General features: G+C 38.5%; 13 protein-coding genes and 1 tRNA gene. 6 read left to right on the forward strand and 8 right to left on the reverse strand.

Annotation, left to right across the window (positions count from 1 at the left end; genetic code table 11):
• Positions 1-118: 118 nt before the first annotated feature.
• Complete coding sequence (locus P9B04_RS24565) at positions 119-664, forward strand: hypothetical protein (protein WP_342057582.1); 546 nt, start codon at positions 119-121, stop codon at positions 662-664.
• 67 nt (positions 665-731) lie between these two features.
• On the opposite strand, the gene P9B04_RS24570 is transcribed toward P9B04_RS24565, so the two are convergent.
• Both P9B04_RS24570 and P9B04_RS24575 read right to left on the reverse strand, forming a co-directional pair.
• Positions 732-804 (reverse strand) — tRNA-Ala (locus P9B04_RS24570).
• 201 nt (positions 805-1,005) lie between these two features.
• Complete coding sequence (locus tag P9B04_RS24575; protein ID WP_342057583.1) at positions 1,006-2,025, reverse strand: N-acetylmuramoyl-L-alanine amidase; 1,020 nt, start codon at positions 2,023-2,025, stop codon at positions 1,006-1,008.
• 203 nt (positions 2,026-2,228) lie between these two features.
• On the opposite strand from P9B04_RS24575, the gene P9B04_RS24580 reads away from it, so the two are divergent.
• The 5 genes from P9B04_RS24580 (at position 2,229) to P9B04_RS24600 (ending at position 6,606) form a co-directional block, all read left to right on the forward strand.
• Complete coding sequence (locus P9B04_RS24580; RefSeq protein WP_342057584.1) at positions 2,229-3,017, forward strand: class I SAM-dependent methyltransferase; 789 nt, start codon at positions 2,229-2,231, stop codon at positions 3,015-3,017.
• Positions 3,018-3,403: 386 nt separating this feature from the next.
• Positions 3,404-4,039 (forward strand): peroxiredoxin, encoded by a 636-nt coding sequence (locus P9B04_RS24585; RefSeq protein ID WP_342057585.1) that lies wholly within the window; start codon positions 3,404-3,406, stop codon positions 4,037-4,039.
• A gap of 142 nt (positions 4,040-4,181) precedes the next feature.
• Positions 4,182-4,418 carry a 50S ribosomal protein L28 gene (gene rpmB / locus P9B04_RS24590; protein ID WP_342057586.1) on the forward strand — a complete coding sequence of 79 codons (237 nt, stop codon included), beginning with the start codon at positions 4,182-4,184 and terminating at the stop codon, positions 4,416-4,418.
• A 303-nt stretch (positions 4,419-4,721) separates the two neighbouring features.
• Positions 4,722-5,621: a sulfotransferase family protein gene (locus tag P9B04_RS24595; RefSeq protein WP_342057587.1), complete on the forward strand. Its 900-nt coding sequence runs from the start codon at positions 4,722-4,724 to the stop codon at positions 5,619-5,621.
• Between the two features lie 91 nt (positions 5,622-5,712).
• Complete coding sequence (locus P9B04_RS24600) at positions 5,713-6,606, forward strand: alpha/beta fold hydrolase (RefSeq protein WP_342057588.1); 894 nt, start codon at positions 5,713-5,715, stop codon at positions 6,604-6,606.
• A gap of 135 nt (positions 6,607-6,741) precedes the next feature.
• Here the strand turns inward: P9B04_RS24600 and P9B04_RS24605 are convergent, their stop codons facing one another.
• The 6 genes from P9B04_RS24605 to P9B04_RS24630 form a co-directional block, all read right to left on the reverse strand.
• Complete coding sequence (locus tag P9B04_RS24605) at positions 6,742-8,529, reverse strand: diguanylate cyclase domain-containing protein (protein ID WP_342057589.1); 1,788 nt, start codon at positions 8,527-8,529, stop codon at positions 6,742-6,744.
• A gap of 24 nt (positions 8,530-8,553) precedes the next feature.
• Positions 8,554-11,565, reverse strand: coding sequence for a hybrid sensor histidine kinase/response regulator (locus P9B04_RS24610; protein WP_342057590.1), 3,012 nt, complete (start codon positions 11,563-11,565; stop codon positions 8,554-8,556).
• 73 nt (positions 11,566-11,638) lie between these two features.
• Positions 11,639-13,825, reverse strand: coding sequence for a methyl-accepting chemotaxis protein (locus P9B04_RS24615; protein ID WP_342057591.1), 2,187 nt, complete (start codon positions 13,823-13,825; stop codon positions 11,639-11,641).
• 59 nt (positions 13,826-13,884) lie between these two features.
• On the reverse strand, positions 13,885-16,323 hold the full coding sequence (locus P9B04_RS24620) for a methyl-accepting chemotaxis protein (protein WP_342057592.1): 2,439 nt from the start codon (positions 16,321-16,323) through the stop codon (positions 13,885-13,887).
• A gap of 338 nt (positions 16,324-16,661) precedes the next feature.
• Positions 16,662-17,213, reverse strand: a complete 552-nt coding sequence (locus tag P9B04_RS24625) for a chemotaxis protein CheW (protein WP_342057593.1) — start codon at positions 17,211-17,213, stop codon at positions 16,662-16,664.
• A gap of 218 nt (positions 17,214-17,431) precedes the next feature.
• Positions 17,432-17,794: a response regulator gene (locus P9B04_RS24630; protein WP_342057594.1), complete on the reverse strand. Its 363-nt coding sequence runs from the start codon at positions 17,792-17,794 to the stop codon at positions 17,432-17,434.
• Positions 17,795-18,164: the final 370 nt, after the last annotated feature.

Below are 18,164 nucleotides of genomic sequence, written 5' to 3' on the forward strand. Positions count from 1 at the left end.
CTATTAGTAAAGGGTTTTATAAGGGGGTTAAAAAGAGCGGATTTGGTATCATTATCAAGTTGTAGGGGATTTTCTAGCATCTACATCTTATTTATCCCATCCTAAAAATAAAGTATGGATGTGGCAACAAGGACAAGTTCTTCCTCAATTTGAAGTCTTATTAAATATTTTTCATCAGATTCAGGTATCTTTGGTGGATTTTATCGAAAGAAAACCGCTTGAATCCGTTTCGTTGCGAGATAACTTCGTTTCACCGACGCTTAGTCCTTCATCCTCTTCAAAATGCTCAGATAAGGTGTTTAATCATGATAGTATTCGTCAACATCTTGAGGGTTTTCTCAAAGACAAAATCGCTACTCCCATACCGATGACTGAAATGGCAAAGCGTCTTGGACATAATAAAAGAGTTATTTATCGTCATTTTCCTGAACTCTGTCGCTCTATTTCTGCTAGATATCTAAAATACAAACAAGAGCTTCGTTCTCGAAGGATTACAATGGCTTGTGAACAAGTACAACAAATTGTTCAACAGATTTATGCAGAAGGGAAGTACCCCACTGAAGCATTAGTTTCCCAATTTTTGGAGAAACCAGGTATCTTTAGAGACAGAGAAGTTCGTAGAGCTTTTCACCAAGCAAGACGTTCACTTGGTTTTGAACCATAAGCTTACCAAAACGGCAAAGTTATGGGTAAAGTTACAGTCTCAACACCTTTTCTTAAGATAATAGTAATGGAGCTAAGCGGACTCGAACCGCTGGCTTTCACAATGCCATTGTGACACTCTACCAACTGAGTTATAGCCCCTAGATAGTTTATAAATAAACTAACTCTAATAATGTCCATCTAACATATTCACTTAATTGATTACCCTTTGTCAAGCCCTTGACCATAAGTTTTAAAGATTCTACTGAGGATTGCATGGGAGCACGGAGCAGGGGAGATTCTTAACGACTAAATTACGTCAAAAATAATCATAATATCAATTATTGAAGAACATTCTGTTGATCAACGTAGATATTCTGTAATCCCATTGGCGATCGCTTCAGCCATTTTTTGACGATAACTGGCGTTATTTAAATTACGATTATCTATGCTTCCTGTGACAAACCCTACTTCCACTAAAGCTGCCGGCATGGATGTTTTTCTTAACACATAGAATCGTGCTTGTTTCACACCCCTATTTCTAGCTATACTAACCCTTCCCACAATATTACGATGAATGCTCGACGCAAGGCGATAACCGGAAGAAAAATAATAAGTTTCTAACCCATTTACCCGAGATTGATTACCCCCGACGGCGTTAGCATGGATGCTAACAAATATATTGGCGTTACTATTTTCGGCTTTTTGTACCCGTCCCCTTAAAGAGACAAAACCATCACCAGAACGTGTCATAACCACGTTAAAACCTCGTTGTCTTAGAATTTTGGCAACTTCGGTGGAAATGGCTAAAACAACCCTCTTTTCCTGCAATCCTCCTATACCAATAGCCCCAGGATCTCTCCCTCCGTGACCAGGATCGATCATCACTGTATAACGACCACCTCCTCTATTCACAGGACTGTTGGGTGTGGGTAAGGGGACAATAATGGCCACCGGTTGTTCTTCTGCGGGCAAAGAATAGATAGAATGGGGTTGAAAGTCCGATAACTGGACGTACCAACGGTTGGGGGCTAAACTTCGCACCTTCACTTCCCAGGGACGCATGGAATATTGTTGCCCTAATTCCACTACAATACGAGTAGTATAGGGATTAAACTGTCCGACTCGAACCTCTTTGACATAACCACTGATGCTGTCTTGAGAAATGCTAGGTTCTCCTAGATTAACTCCAGGTAAATCGATAATGAGACGGGTGGGGTTAGCGATCATGGAAGCTTTGGGACGAATTCCCTCTTCTGTGACGATTTCCACGCGATTTTGACGAACATCAAAGTCCCAATATTCGAGATCATTGGCATTAACAGCTATTCCCATCCCTTGAGAAGCAAGCAGTCCTAATAAAAGACTTTTTAATAGCTTCATATTTCAATCCTCACCCCACTTGTCTTGTCGTGACACCATGATTTTAACCGATGAAAGGTAAAATCCTGTTTCTACAGTTATCAGTTACCAGTTATTAGCTATCAGCTATCAGCTATCAGTTATCAATATTCCATGCTGAGTGCTGACTGCTGAGTGCTGACTGCTGACTGCTCCATAATTCATTTTGTGTACTTACTTAAAACATGATCAAAGATAAAAATCTTCAGACTTATTTAACTTCGGACGTGGTTAATTATTATCAATATTTACAACAGTTACAACCAGCAGAAGAAACTCTAATTAAGTTGCTTAAAGATCGATTATCCACTATGAAAATGCTAGATTTGGGGGTGGGAGGAGGACGTACTACGAAACATTTTTTTTCTTTGGTTCAAGAATATGTTGGTATAGATTATTCTTCGGAAATGATTTCTGCTTGTGAAGAAAGATTTAGGAGTGTCAAACAGCGAATTAAGTTAATGGTTGGAGATGCGAGAAATTTGAGTCAATTTGAGGATAATTATTTTGATTTGATTCTATTTAGTTTTAACGGTATTGATTATATTTCCCACGAAGATCGATTAAAAACTTTACATGAAATTAGTCGGGTGGGTAAATCGGGGGGTTATTTATTTTTTTCTACTCATAATCTCCAAGCTATGGAAAAAGTTTTCAATTGGCAATATCATCTAGGTTGGAATCCTTTTAAAAGTTATGTTAATTTGGTTATGTTTGCTTTTTTACGTCGTTTTAATACTTCGGTAAACTATCAAACTATCAAACAAAATAATTACGCTATTCTCAGGGATGAATCTCATAATTTTCGCTTACAAACTTATTATATTCGTGCTTCAGAACAAATCAAGCAACTAGAACCTATATTTAATAATATAAAAGTATATTCTTGGCAAAGTGGTTTAGAATTGACTACACTTTCTGATATGCAAGCTTGTGCTGATATGTGGCTTTATTATCTGTGTCGTATTAAGTAAATACAATTCAAGTTTATGAGTTTATTTATTATTATTTAATACGGTAATTTGTGACTTTATAATGTACAAAAGGTGATGGTTTTGGGGAACAGAGAACAGAAGATTTTTCTGTAGTGATTCCCATATTGAGAGTTCTCAAAGGTTTTCCTAGACTGGTATTAAAAGTTTACAAACTGTTAGCAACCAGAGAATTATAATATGGCATAAAATACCGAATCGGGAATCACTATCATAAATTTGTATATTTTTCAACAGTCAACAGATAACCGTTCACTGATTAACTGACTAAGGACAATTCTTATAAATGTATAAAATTACAAAGCCCTATGCAATTACCGTGATAGTAATTAAAATATTCCTTTGAAATTGTATAGGAAGTTACGAATATGGCTCTTCAACTCGGTGACGTTGTACCTGATTTTACCCAAGACACCAGCGAAGGAAACATCTCTTTTCATCAGTGGTCTGGAGACAGTTGGGTTGTTCTTTTTTCCCACCCTGCTGATTATACACCTGTTTGCACCACAGAACTCGGCACAGTAGCCAGTCTCAAACCCGAATTTGACAAACGTAACGTTAAAGTTTTAGCGTTGAGCGTGGATAGTGTAGATTCCCATAAAGGTTGGATTAACGATATTAACGAAACCCAAAACACCACCGTTAATTATCCCATTATTGCTGACCCTGATCGCAAGGTCGCAGACTTGTACGGAATGATTCATCCTAACTCCCTCAACAATCTCACAGTTCGCTCTGTTTTCATCATTGACCCTAACAAAAAGTTACGTCTTACTTTAACCTATCCTGCCAGTACCGGGCGTAATTTCGATGAAATCTTACGGGTGATTGATTCTTTACAACTAACGGACTACCATCAAGTTGCGACTCCTGCTAACTGGAAAGATGGAGATGATTGTGTAGTGGTCCCCTCCATTTCTACAGAAGAAGCAAAGCAAAAGTTTTCCAAAGGAGTCACAGAAGTCAAACCTTATTTACGCATGACCCCCCAACCCAACAAATAGGATCTTTTTTGTTATCTTACTTTGTGGGGGTCGACAAGCTTGACCCCTATTTTCTTTAATCTGATTTTTGAGAGCAGAAAACTCCTCCAGAGTTTGCTACGATTAAAGATCGGACTAGAATACATTAACTAGGAGGTTATAAATGTCCCGTAAATGTCAACTCACAGGAAAAAAAGCAAATAACGCCTTTGCTGTATCCCACTCCCACCGTCGCACCAAGAAATTACAAGAAGTTAACCTACAATGGAAGAGAGTATGGTGGGCAGAAGGTAACCGTTGGGTAAGATTACGTCTATCTACAAAGGCCATTAAAACCTTAGAAAAGAAAGGTTTAAATGCGATGGCTAAAGAAGCAGGAATTAACTTAAATAAAGTCTAGTTATCCGTTGACAAAAATAAGGCAGTGAGGTGGGCAAATTATAGATTTATATAGAGTTGTGACCATATCTTAAAGCTTTGCCTACCTTACCAGCTATAGTGGTTTCAAACAATTTTGAGACATAGATTTGTGACCATAATTTGAAAAAGTTAGCACAAATTTCTTTCACCACACCAACAGTAAAGTATGTAGATTTTGTCTCGTTTTCATTTAAATTAACTATTAAAGTTAATAATCCTTTTAGTAAGAATTTATTGCCTATTTTATTCACATTCATAAACCAATATAAACTTAATTATAATAATGGATAATACGAACGTTAAACTGCCTAACTTTTTAATTTTTGGAGTTCAAAAAGCAGGAACTACATCGGTTTATAAATATCTAAAGCAACATCCTGATGTTTACTTGAGTCCTGTAAAAGAACCCAACTTTTTAGAAAAGGACTGGGATAAATTAGCCGCAGAAGGACATCAGTTTAAACCTAAACAAATAGCAACTTTTAAACAATATAGTAACCTGTTTAAAGATGTAACAAACGAGACAGCAGTTGGAGAAATTTCTCCTAACTACCTTTTCCATCATGAAACTTCCATAGAACAAATTAAGCGTTATGTTCCCAATGCTAAACTAATAGCTGTTTTAAGAAATCCAGTAGATAGGGCCATTTCAGACTATTTGATGCACGTTCGTGAAGCACAATCAAACACAACCTTGAAAGAGCAAATAGAGTATAAAGCTAATAAGTCTTTCATAATTTTAAAAGGCTATTATTACACACAAGTAAAACATTACTTTGAAGCGTTTAGTAAAGAACAGGTGTCTATTCTTTTGTACGACGATTTGCGCAAAAACGATCAAGAGTTTATGCGAGAAATCTACAAAACTATTGGGGTTGATCCTGATTTTAAATCAGATACATCTCAGAAATCTCAGGTAGCACAAATGCCAAAAAATGAAGGTATCAATAAGCTTTTAGTGCAGAAAAATCCTCTTCGCTCCCTCACAGCTTCTCTGCTTAAACCCCTTTTATCGGAAGAAAAAAGACAAAAACTTCGTTCTTTTTTAATATCTATGAACTCCAAATCAAAAGTAGATTCCTTCAACGAAGAAAAACAGTTGCTCTTGGACTTGTATCGTGACGATATTCTTAAACTTCAAGACTTAATCGGTAGAGATTTATCCTCTTGGTTAACCCTTTAGAAAAATTATGGCTCTTTTAAGACCTTTGTGGGCAAAATAAGCTATATTATGAATAAAAATATCAACTTTCATAACTTTTTATAAACTGATCATGATAACAACAGAAAGCCTGTTAAATAAGCCTCTAGAAGCCAGTTATTGGCAATGGCAGGGCCATAGGATTAAATATACCGTTGAAGGACAAGGAAAACCCATGTTATTGATACATGGTTTTGGTGCATCTATCGGACATTGGCGCAAAAATATTCCCTACCTAGCACAAAAAAATTATCGTGTATATGCCTTAGATTTATTGGGTTTTGGGGGTTCTGATAAACCTCAATTAGACTATAACGTAGAACTGTGGCGAGATCTAATCAAAGACTTCTGGGAGAGTCATATAAATGAACCGACGATTTTTGTAGGCAACTCTATAGGAGGTTTATTAGCTCTAATGATTTTGGCCGATTATCCTCAGATTAGTAGAGGAGGTGTATTAATTAATTGCGCCGGCGGTTTAAATCATCGTCCCGACGAGTTGAATCTTCCTTTACGCTTCGTGATGGGTAGCTTTACCAAATTAATTAATTCTTCTGTGACTGGGACGTTTATATTTAATCGTATTCGTCAAAAACACCGTATTCGCCGTACCTTGCACCAAGTTTACAGCGATCGCAACGCAGTCACCGATGAACTGGTTAACATTCTCTATGAACCCTCTTGTGATCCTGGAGCGCAAAAAGTATTTGCTTCCGTATTAACCGCTCCTCCTGGACCTCACCCCAAAAGTTTATTACCTCAGATTAACCAACCCCTTTTAGTCTTATGGGGAAGCAATGATCCTTGGACTCCTATTGCTGGTTCAAAAATATATCAAGATCGAGCGGAAAATGGGCAAGATACTAGCTTTTATCCTATCGAAAACGCTGGTCATTGTCCCCACGATGAAAAACCTCAACAAGTGAATGAGTTAATTTTAAGTTGGTTGGAGTCTTTTGACTCTTAATAAAACTTTTGGACAATTTCCTTACACGGAACTGACGTTAAGAATCATCGATTCTATTGGGGGACGAAATGTCTCCCCCACACCCCATGTATGAAATATACACACACAATTCCTAGTTCGGATCGAATAGATTTATTAAACCCTTAGTAAAGAATGAATCTTGACAGTGTGACTCAATTCTAAACTTAATTGATGTTCGGATAGAATCAGCGATGGTTCAATAGATTCGAGTATTCGCTGGCTAATTTTTGCAAGTATCTTTTGGTTTTTGACTTGATTAAAAACAATCACAAACTCATTATCACTGCGACGAGCAATAACATCACTTGCTCTTACTACAGATTGTATCTGTCTTGCCACATTGTGGAGAATTCTATCCCCTTGAGTTTCACCCAAAGTATCTTTAATATTCGTGAAATTGTTGATTGTAATCGTCATTATACTAAAAGAAGATCCTGTCTTTTCAGCATTTTTGACGTTATCAGATAAATATCTCTCAAAGCACTGACTATTAGGTAAACCAGTAATGGAATCAATGTCTTCATCCTTGCGAGCAATTTGTATTGGTTTTCTATCGAAATCATCCGGTGATAGGATTTGGTGTTTTTGTATGGGAATTACGGGAGATTTAGTATCAGTATTAGTAGTATTATTAGTATTAGTATTGGTACTAGTGTTAGTTGTAGTTATCTGTTGATTAATTTCAGCATCGGTTAACAGATACTTATTAACCATTTGTTGTAAAACTTCTTTAGTAAAAGGTTTAGCTAGATAATCCGTTGCTCCTGCCGCTTGAATATTTTCAGGAGTCAGCATTTTACTGTTCCCACTAATCATAATTATAGGAGTCTTCTTGAAAAAAGAACTAGCTTTAATAATACGACAAAGTTTATTACCATTGATACCAGGCATAGAGAAATCAATTAATATCAAATCAGGCTTATGTTTAAATAAACAAGGAAGGGATTGTGTGGGATTGTCCACAGTTAAAACTTCGTATCTTACCTGTTCTAAGTAGTTTTTAATCATTTCCAAAATAGTTGGACTATCATCAATACAGACGACTTTATAGGTTTTCTCAGGGTTCATTTGAGTTCCTTGATAACTATTCCGTGGTTGTGACTTAGTGATGGGTTTATTCGGAGTATCCCTTGAAGTTGAAGAGGGAATGAGGGGAAGTTTAGCGAAATTAGTTTCAGGGGACTTTAGTTGAAGAATATTATTCTTGAGGTAGGGAAATAATAATTGAGCGACGTTTAACTCATCTTGCTTTAAAAAGAGACTAATTTGACGGAGAGTTTTACCCTGCATTAACTTAACTAATTTTTCCAGGGACGTAGGATTAAGATTTCCAGAAGAGATGTTTTGCTGTATTAAGTCAGGGTTAGCACAAAAAAGACGCTGATGGGGTGAAGTGATGAGAGGAGAGAATTTTTGCCAGCTTTTCAGTCTGATGGTGAGAGTGTTGAGTAAATTGAATATAGATAAAAGATTATCTTGTTTTATATTTTTGTGTTGAGAAAATCCATTTCCCTCATGGTACCAACGATAGTTACCCTTCCTTAACCACAAGCAAGATTCTAAAGCATCTTCAATTAACTCTTTTCTCAGCTGTAAAAACTCGTCAGTAGTTAAATATTGTTGCTTCTTTAACTGTTTTAAAATACTAGAAACCAAAGGGTATCTTGGGGGAATATTTTTGGCTAAAGTTGGGATAACTCTGGTTGCTTCCTCTTGATTATGACGGAGTAGATAGTGTTGTACTGTACTAAGAAATTGTAAAGAATGGTCTGCATACTCTAGCATTCCTTCCACAAGATAGATGTTCCAAGTCACGTCATTAGCGATGATTTGGAGATGACCAGTTTGACGCTCATCGGCAGCATTTTGTAGCAGTTTAATGGGTTGAAAAGAGTTATTCATAATATAAAAGTGGCAATTTAGAAATTAGACTGAAGTTGAAAAAATTGTTGCAAGAGTATGTAATAATTCTTGTTCGTTGTAAGGTTTGGAGAAATAAGCAGAAGCGCCTAAATTCATAGCCAACTTACGGTGTTTGGCATTACTACGAGAAGTGAGCATAGCAATAGGTAAAGATCGAAACTCAGGCTTTGTTTTTAGTTCTTCTAGTACCCCGTAACCGTCTAGTCGCGGCATTTCGATATCACAGATAACCCCATCCACCAGAAGTCCTGAAATTAGCTTATCTACTGCATCTTGTCCATCTGTGGCCTGTTCCACTTGATAGCCTGCTCTTTCCAGGGTTAGAGTAAGATAACGACGCACATTAATGGAATCATCCACCACCAAAATAGTTTTAGTGGTAGTTTGGGTTAAGGGTTGATAAGAGGGATAAATGGATGTAGATGCAGTTTCTAAGCAGTTTTGGAGCAGTTGCGCCGGGTCAACCAAAGGAACCACCCGACCATCTCCCAACATCATAGAACTGATAATTCCCATAGGCAAAGGGAGAGGACTTTCAATAGGTCGAACTGTAACCTCTGGTTCACTCCATACTCGATCGATACGAATGGCTCCCAAAGTGTTATGGTTGACCACAATTAAAGCAGTGGGTTTATTGATCACCGGATACCCGGAAATTTCAAATGGTTTATGGGGACGGTTGAAATTTAGACTTTTGTGGGGATGTAATAGTGGGATAGTTTCTTTTTGCCAAGTGATTTCTGCTAAGTCGTCCACTCCTTCCACCTCCAAGGGAAAGACTTCTCGAACACTATTAGCAGGAACAGCAAAAATTAACCCTCCTTGTTCCACCAGCATCACCCTTAAAATGGAGAGAGTAAAGGGAACTTTGAGGATAAAGGCGGTTCCTTTTCCTGTTTCGGTATCTACCCGAATATCCCCACGTATCTCCCTAAGACTGGTTTTCACCACATCCATCCCCACCCCACGGCCTGCAAGTTCGGTAACTTCTTCGCTGGTACTGAAACCAGGTTGGAAAATGTAGTTAACAATGTCTTGAGGAGACATTTGACGAATTTCTTCGTCGCTTTTTCCCATTTCTCTCAGACGTTGGCAAATTTGCTCGATGTCGATACCTTTACCGTCGTCTTTAATGGTGATGATGGTTTCTGTCCCTCGGTTAACTGCTTGTATGGTGATAGTTCCCCCTGGAGGTTTTCCCGCCATAATACGATTGGGTGTGTCTTCAATACCGTGAGCAAAAGCATTGCGTATCAGGTGCATCAAAGGTGCGTTTAGGGTTTCACTCATAGTGCGATCGATCAGGGTGGTTTCTCCTTCGATGTGCAAGTTGACTTGTTTATCCCACTGAAGATTGAGATCCCGTACCAACCTGGGGAAAGATTTAACCAACTCAGAAAACGGTTGCATCTGGGTAGCTGTGACATTATTTTGTAGTGATCGGGTAGTTTGGTTGAAGTGTTGAACCGCTTGGGTCATTCTTTGTAACCCTAAATCGATGTCTGAGGTAACCTCTTGTAACTGTACGATGGTTTCGATTTGTTCTTGGGAGATTAAATGGAGATCGCTATAACGATCCATTTCCAGGCGATCGAACTGTGGGGGATCGTTTTGTAAAATTAACGAAGATGCACTTAGAGAACTTTTTTCTAATTCCTTACCCATAACCGATGATTGAGAACTTTCGGTTAATTCCTCGGTCTTGAAAACCATTCCTTCTAAGGAAGCTTTATCGTACCAGTTTTTTAACTGGTTGTTTGATGTTTCCAATTGGATAATCCGAGAACGCATCAGGGTGACAAAATTGGTTAGTTGTTCTAAACGTAGATTGATACTGTTGCGCTCAAGAACTAATTTTCCAAAAAGACTATTGATTTGATAAAGTTGCCCTACTGGAACCCGAACCGTCTTACTGCTAGTTTGTTGAGGGATGGTCTTAGGAGGGGATTTTAATTCATTATCCCTGTTCTCTGTGGGGGGTTTCTCCCTTTCTATAGCAGGAGTATTGGAACTAAAAGCATTTTGCAACTCAGCCAAATCTGAACTATCAATTACAGATTCTGAAGATAGATCCAGGGCTTGTTCTATTGCCTCTTGAACTTCGGTAAAGTCGTTTAATTCTCCTGGAGGGAATAGATCAAAATTATTATCTTCGGTGAGAGATACAGTTTCCTCTACTAACCCTGAAACCCTAGCACTAGAGTTTTGCCAGTTGTCATCATCAGAAAAATCCCTTCCGGTGTGGTTATCAAACCCTCCTACATAAGAAGGCAATTTCTCCAAACTCCCCCGTAAAACTAAAGCGTGGGAACGTCGCCACACAGTTAAGGTTTCTTGCGCCAGAGATAATAACTGTTCTGTTGCAGTGATAGTTGCTCGATGTTGAACCCATTGACACAGTTGAATAAACGAATCAAGATCCGCCATTTGACCAAAAACTAGTAATTCTTCTGCCGTCATAGTCAGGGTTTGGCGTAAATCATGAGGAGATAAACTCAGATAGGTTGCCTCAAAGCCATCTAAAATAGCTTCAACTCCTTCGTCAAACATCAGCCAAATGGTTTCCTCTCCAGAATTTTGGGAAAATAAGATATTTTCGTCCTCTTCTTGGAGATCTCCTAAATGATCCCGTAACCGTTCAAAAATGGGGTTGACGTTTTCTTCTAACCATTCGTTATCGATGTCTGTGTGTTGACGGTGTAATTCATTTACCTGACGCAGACGATCTACCCCTTGTAGCAGGAGGGTTTCCACCTCGGTATTAATGTCAACACAAGGGTGACGAACCCGCAAAATTTTGAAGAAGTCTTCAAGACGATGAGCCACCTTACTTAAGGTGTGAAAGCCCATCATGCCAGCTCCTCCTTTAACAGAGTGAGCCGATCGCAAGGCCAGATCCAATTGTTGAGTGGTGTCATCAGAGTTTGTTAACTCCAGTAACACTGCTTCGATGGAATCATAGCAGTCGTGGGCTTCATCGAGAAAATTGAGACGGACTTGTTGTTCTTGATCCATGATGTTTATCGGTTATTAGTCATCGGTTTTTTAGTAACTTGAGGGTATGAGGTAGAAAATATCTGAACATTGGTTAACTAACTTTGAATTGTTCAACGGCAGCTTCCAATCTTTGGGCAACTTGGGCGGTTTCTTGCATCGACTGGGCAACGGTTTGAGAAGCAGTAGACCGTTGTTGAGACTGTTGGGTAAATTGTTGCATCAGTTCCGTTACCATACGGGAGGTATCGGTTTGGGAAACCGTTGCTTGGGAGATAGATTGCATCAACTCGTTGATGGTTTGAGAACGCTCTAGAACCCTCTGTAGCCTTTGTTTTGTGGCTTCAACAAGGTGTGTACTGTCCACCACCTGAGATGTGCCTAATTCCATGGCCTGGGTTACTTCCTTGGTTTCTGCTTGAATAGCCTCGACGATGTTAGTAATTTCTTTGGTGGCTAAGGCTGACTGTTCTGCTAAAGATCCCACTTGTTCTGCTACGATCATGAAACCTTCCCCTTGTTGACCGGCACGACGGGCTTCTACACTGGCGTTAATGGCTAATAAGTTGGTTTTGAGGGCAATTTCTTCGATTAAAGACACTACCTGAGAAATCTTTTGCGACGACTCCCCTAACCGCTTCATTTTCTTGGCGGTTTCCCCTACGGTTGTCCGTAACTGAAAAATACTATCTACGGTGTCATCCATAGCTTTTGCCCCTTCTTGAGTTACGTTGTAGGTATCGTCTACTAGGGTGGCTGCTTGGTTGGCGTTATTGGCAACGGCTTCGATGGATTGGGACATTTCTTGCACCGAACCCAAGGTTTTACGGGTAGCTTCTGCTTCTTTGATAGCTTGTTGGGCTAGGGTTTGAATTGATTTTTCGTTCTCTTCTAAGGATGAACTAACTTGAGTGGTGGAGGTTTTTACCTGAATGGCAGTGTCTTTGAGGTTATCGATAATCGCGTTAAATAAGTCAGATACCGTACTCATTTCCACCGATGTTAACTCTGCTCGGACAGTGAGATCCCCGTCCATTGCACCCCCCACATCCCCCAGTAGTTGAGCTATTTCTTGTTCTAGTTTTTCCTTTTCTTGCAGTTCCTGATTTGCTTTTTGTTCTAAATTGTTGATAGATTCTTGTAACTGTTGCGCCATATTATTAAAAGAATCAGCTAAAACACCAATCTCATCATTACGATTGATTTTTATCTTTTGTTGCAAATGACCATCACTAAAAGCGGTAGAGGCTTTAGTAAGACCAATAATAGGATTAACTATGCGATTAGCCACCACAAAAATAATCAATCCTACTAAACTCAGAACGACTAGAGCAATCGTCCAAGCAATTTGTTCAAATTGTCGCTTTTGTAGCAAAGCTTCAGCTTTTTGTTGAACCATAATCACTCCCCAACCATTTTCTAAGGAGGCACTATAAGTAATCCATGAGATGCCTTCTTGGTCGACAAAATCAAAATGACCTTGTTTGCCCTCTAAGAGAGCTTTAACAGGAGGATGATTACTAAAATCGGTCAAGCTATCACCTGTGATTAATCCTGGGTTAGGATGAGCCACTAATTTACCAGTTTCATCCACAACTATTGCGTAACCAGTCTTACCTATTTTAACGCCACCCACTTTTTGAACAATTGCATCTAGGCTACTACAGGCTTGAAGAACTGCTGTCACTATTTGTTCTTGACGAATGGGTGTGGAAAAACAAGCTGCTGGTTTTTGATTAGTTTTGCTGATCAGAGATTGCCAAGTAATCTCATTCCCAGCTTTAGCTGCTTTAAAATAATGCCGTGAGCTATAGTCTTTGGGGGGTTTGTTATCATTCCGAGCAATATTGATCCCATCAAGTCCTATGGTACTAGCTAAGTAGAGATGGTCATAAGATTTGACAAATTCTTCTAGCAGTGGTCGCTGTTGTCTAGCGTCTAAACTAACAATGCTAGGTAATCGACTCAAATTTTCTAATGCTAAAACGTTCATCGTTTTCCAGCGAGCAACGTTTTCTGTTAATGCTTGAGTTTGGTTAGCGAGTTTTTCTTTGGCATTACTTTCAATGATTTTACTAGCGCGAGAACTGCCGTAGTTAATGCCGATTAAAATCGGGGGGATCACTCCAAGTAAAACCAATAGAGGAAGACGGAACTGTAAACTTTGCAGGAAAGGAATATTAAGGGATTGTTGCCATTGAGGAAGCTGTTCTGGTTTTAAATCGGTCGTACGGTTAGTAACAATAGATTCTGAATTACTTTCTACAGATGATTGAGTCATGGTTAATTAAAGTCCTAATATCGAAAAAGTTAAGGTTTATGGATTATTCGTTATGTTAATTACTTCTCAACTTTGAACTGTTCAACTACAGCTTCTAATTTTTGAGCAACGTGGGCGGTTTCTTTCATAGAATTGGCAATGGTTTCGGAGGAGGCTAAGCGTTGCTTGGAATATTGGGCAATTTGTTTCATTAGCTGGGTAACGGTGTGAGAGGTATCTGTCTGAGAAATGGTGGCCGATGAAATGGACCTCATGAGGTTGTTAATGCTACTAGAACGCTCTAGAACCTGTCCCAGTTGTGTTTTGGTGTTTTCTACTAACTGTGCTGTGTCCTGTACTTGGGTGCTTCCCAAACTCATGTTGTTAGCCACTTCCTGGGTTTCTCGTTGAATATTGGCTACGATATTGGCGATTTCTCTAGTGGCGATGGCAGATTGTTCGGCTAATAAAGCGAGTTGTTCTCCAAAAATAGCAAACCCTTCTCCCTGTTCCTTAGAACGTCCAGCATTAATAGCCAATAGGTTGGTTTTTAAGGTCATTTCTTCGATTAGGGAAACAACCTGAGAAATTTTCTGGGAAGATTTTTCTAATTGCCGCATTTTTTCTGCTGTTTCGGCAATGGTTGTCTTCAGGTTGATAATACTATCAACCGTGTCATCCATTGCTTTTGCCCCTTGTTGGGTTACTCCGTAGGTATCGTCGGCGAGGGTAGCCGCTTGGTTTGCATTTTTGGCTACTGCTTGAATAGACTGAGACATTTCTTCTACGGAACCGAGAGTTTTTTCCGTAGCTTGAGCTTCTTGAATGGCTTGTTGGGCTAGGCGTTGGATAGAATTTTTATCCTCTCCTAGAGCGTCGCTTACTTTTGCACTAGAGCTTTTCACCTGAATAGCGATGTCTTGCAGACTATCGATAACGGCGTTGAATAAGTCGGCAACGGTACTCATTTCCATAGAGGTTAAACTGGCGCGCACGGTAAGATCCCCATCTACTGAACCTTGTATCTCCTCTAGTAGTTGATAAATTTCTAGTTCCAGTTTTTCTTTTTCCCGTTCTTTCTGTTGGGTGACGGTTATTTGTTCCTCCACCAGTCCTTTAACCTTTGTTACCAGATTATTGAAGTTATACCCTAAAATTCGGGTTTCTTGAGTCCCTTCTAGGGGAGCTTCTACATCTAAGTCTCCAGCCGCTGCCTGTTGCACTTTGGTTACCAAGTTAGCTAGTGGTTCGGATAATCTCTGAGATAGAAGAATAATAATCCCAGTGGCCACACCCCCTAGAATTAAACCTGTTAAAGCGAAAATGGTGGCTAGTTGCCGTCCTTGTGCTACGATTTCTGCTTTGTCTACGGAAGACACTACAACAAAGTTGGTCTCTGGAATAATTTTAAGGATGAAGTGTTTCCCTGCAAACTCGAAACAAAGGAGGTTCCTTGCTACCAATAAATCAGATCCGTTTTGGTCTATTTCTTGGCCTTCAAAAATGACGTTGCTGATACCTGGTTGCTTTTCTAAGGCAGTTAAAAATGAGGCAATTGATCCTTTTGTAGTATCATCACTACCATTTAGAGCTTTAAAGAACTTTTGAACAACTTGTTCCACCGTTTCCCCACCAACAATCTTCTGTATATTGGCTGTGTCTTCTGCGGAAAAATTATCTAAGATGTTCCCATTTTCTCCATTAATAATTTGTAGGGTTTGGGAGTTAAGGAGGTTTTGTCCGATACTGATGTCGAGATCTTCATTTAATTTAGCCAGAGAAATGGCAATTTTTGAAATTCCTAACAATTCCCCTGTTTCCAGATTTCTCACCCAGTTAACCAGTTCTAAAACGTTAGTTTGGGTTGATTCGTCAAATTCTGCCCCTAGTACCTTGGCTCCCCCCTTTGCCCCTATTTGCCACCAATCTTCATCGTTTTGGACCAAGTCTGAGGTTGGAACGTTATAAGCGACATTAAAACCATTTTGTTCTGTTAGAATAATCTCCGCCACACCGTTTTTTAGAGCAAGAACTTGTAGATAATTATTGAGGGCAGGGTTAGGAGTAAGTAGCTTCGTTTGAGCAAATTCTGCTTCTACTTCTTCAATTGGTTGTTCCATTAATCCTAAATCCTCTACTTTTTTACTACCTGCTTGTAAGTTTTGGGTAATGAAAGGATTCGTTGCGAATAAATCCTTAATGCTTAAGGTATCATCAAAAAACTTTTTGGTTAAAACAGTAGTCACAACAACCGTCTTCTCGACACTTCTTAGGCTTTGGGACTTTTTTTCACTGTTAACAATATTAATCGCAATGGCACTAGCAACCGTTAGGGGAATCAATATCGTTGGTAGAATAGTTGTTAATAAACGGCGACGGAGAGTGGCTACTTTCTGAAAATTTTTTATATTTTTGTCTTTGGATGATGTAGAAGTTTCCTTAAGTTCTGAGGTTGAATTATCATTGTTTTCAGAATAGTTTTCCGATAATGTATCTATTGATTTTTCTTGGGTTTTCATGGATTTTTTCTAGTGAGAAAATTAAGATTTTATGGATGAAGACGTTATTTATAACAATTTTCAATTGAGTGGCGAATCTAAGAATCTAACTTCTGCCCCTTGCCTCAAAACTAAAAATTTTTTAATCTATGCAAATGAAAACTGCTATTATGGCAGTCCCCATACTTTTAAGGCTTAGACGTTAGCATCAGCTTTTGACTAAGCACTCACGTCTAAGTCCGAACGATACAAGGTTTTTTAGTTTCATAGGCACAGAAACCTCAGCAAATTACGAGTCGAAGAAACGCCATACGATGAAAAAGTACAGTGAGCTTCAATTTTAGTTATCAAAATCAAGATTAAATACCTTGAATTTGCTCAACAATAGAAGTTAAATTAAGAACATATAAAAGATTTTTCTCTTCTTTTATTGTTTCTTGGACAAAGGGAAAAAATTCTTCAGGTAACGACTTTTGAGCAGGTTCTCTCTCTTCAGATCTAACCCTCATTATCCCTTGGATCTTAGGAACTGCTAACCCCACAAAATATTCTTTGTCTGTGTTAGTGGATTGAGGTACTAAAGATGAAATACTCAATACGATTATTTGATAGGTCTGTAATAATGAAAAAGGGGATGACAAACCTAATAAATTAGGGAGGTCAATAACAAAAAAAACTCTATCTCTCGAAGTCATTAAACCCATTACAAAGGATGGGATATTGGGAAGAAAAGTAATTTTCTCCCAAGGTATTAACAAAGATTCTTGGACAAAATCCATAGAAACTAATCCACTTATTTCATGATTTAAGTGACAATGTAAATAGGTTTCTCCTTGTATTTGAGGTGTTTCAAAAAGTTCAGGGAGGAGTGCTTGTAATTTGGAAAGAGAACTGATATTAGTGGTTGACATAATATGTATGAAAAATAGAAAAGGAACGCTCAAAAACTGAGTTTGATATAAGAAAACTTGTCCAAAATCTGTCAATTTCAGGGATCTCAAACACCGATTATCTTGTCAAAAAAAACTCAACTCCGAACTCTTAACACCGAACTCAGGTTCAAAGATTAGAATTTTACTCTAAAAATTTGATTTATTGTTAATATCTAACCATTGAAAAATACTCCTGCTCAGGACATGGCGACTTGTAAAGCAGTGATAATATCTTCTTCAGTACAAGGTTTAACTACATACCCTTTAACACCTTGTCTATTTGCCCACATTTTATCGACTTCCCTATTTTTAGCGGTACAAGCGACCACAGGAATGTCAGCTGTTTCGGGTTTTTTCTTCAGTTGACGACAAAGATCCAACCCTCCCATATTAGGCATCATCCAATCTGTTAATATGGCATCAGGTTTATTTTCGATTACTTTTTCTAAAGCTTCTCGACCATCGTTAGCGGTGACAACGTTGTAACCTGCTTTTATCAAGTATTGTCTGATAAGGTCTAATTCGGCCTTAATGTCATCTACGACTAATATTGTATTCATTGATTAAGGATAAATTTTTTAACTATTAGGGGCTATTCTGAATCATCGCAAAATTAAAGTTGCACTATCTCGTGAATAATTACCATTTTGTGAACAATTTTTCGTTGAATTAAGTAGTCATACAGAGATTTTTATTCCAGTACAAATTTTTTTACAAATTCTTTAAATTTCTTAATATAGTGTTATATCTATCCATTTATGTTTGATCAGGAAATGAAATAACCTCAATAGCCATATTGTTGGTCTTGATAAACATAAAAAGTAGGGAATAGTCGCCTATACCTATCTCCTCAGCTTAAAATATCTCCCAGTAAAAATTGTATCTTCTCAAAAAGCCAGGGGTCACTCGCTGCGAAAACTTAGGCCAAAC

This window comes from Crocosphaera sp. Alani8 (genome assembly GCF_038442745.1).
Lineage (GTDB): Bacteria > Cyanobacteriota > Cyanobacteriia > Cyanobacteriales > Microcystaceae > Crocosphaera.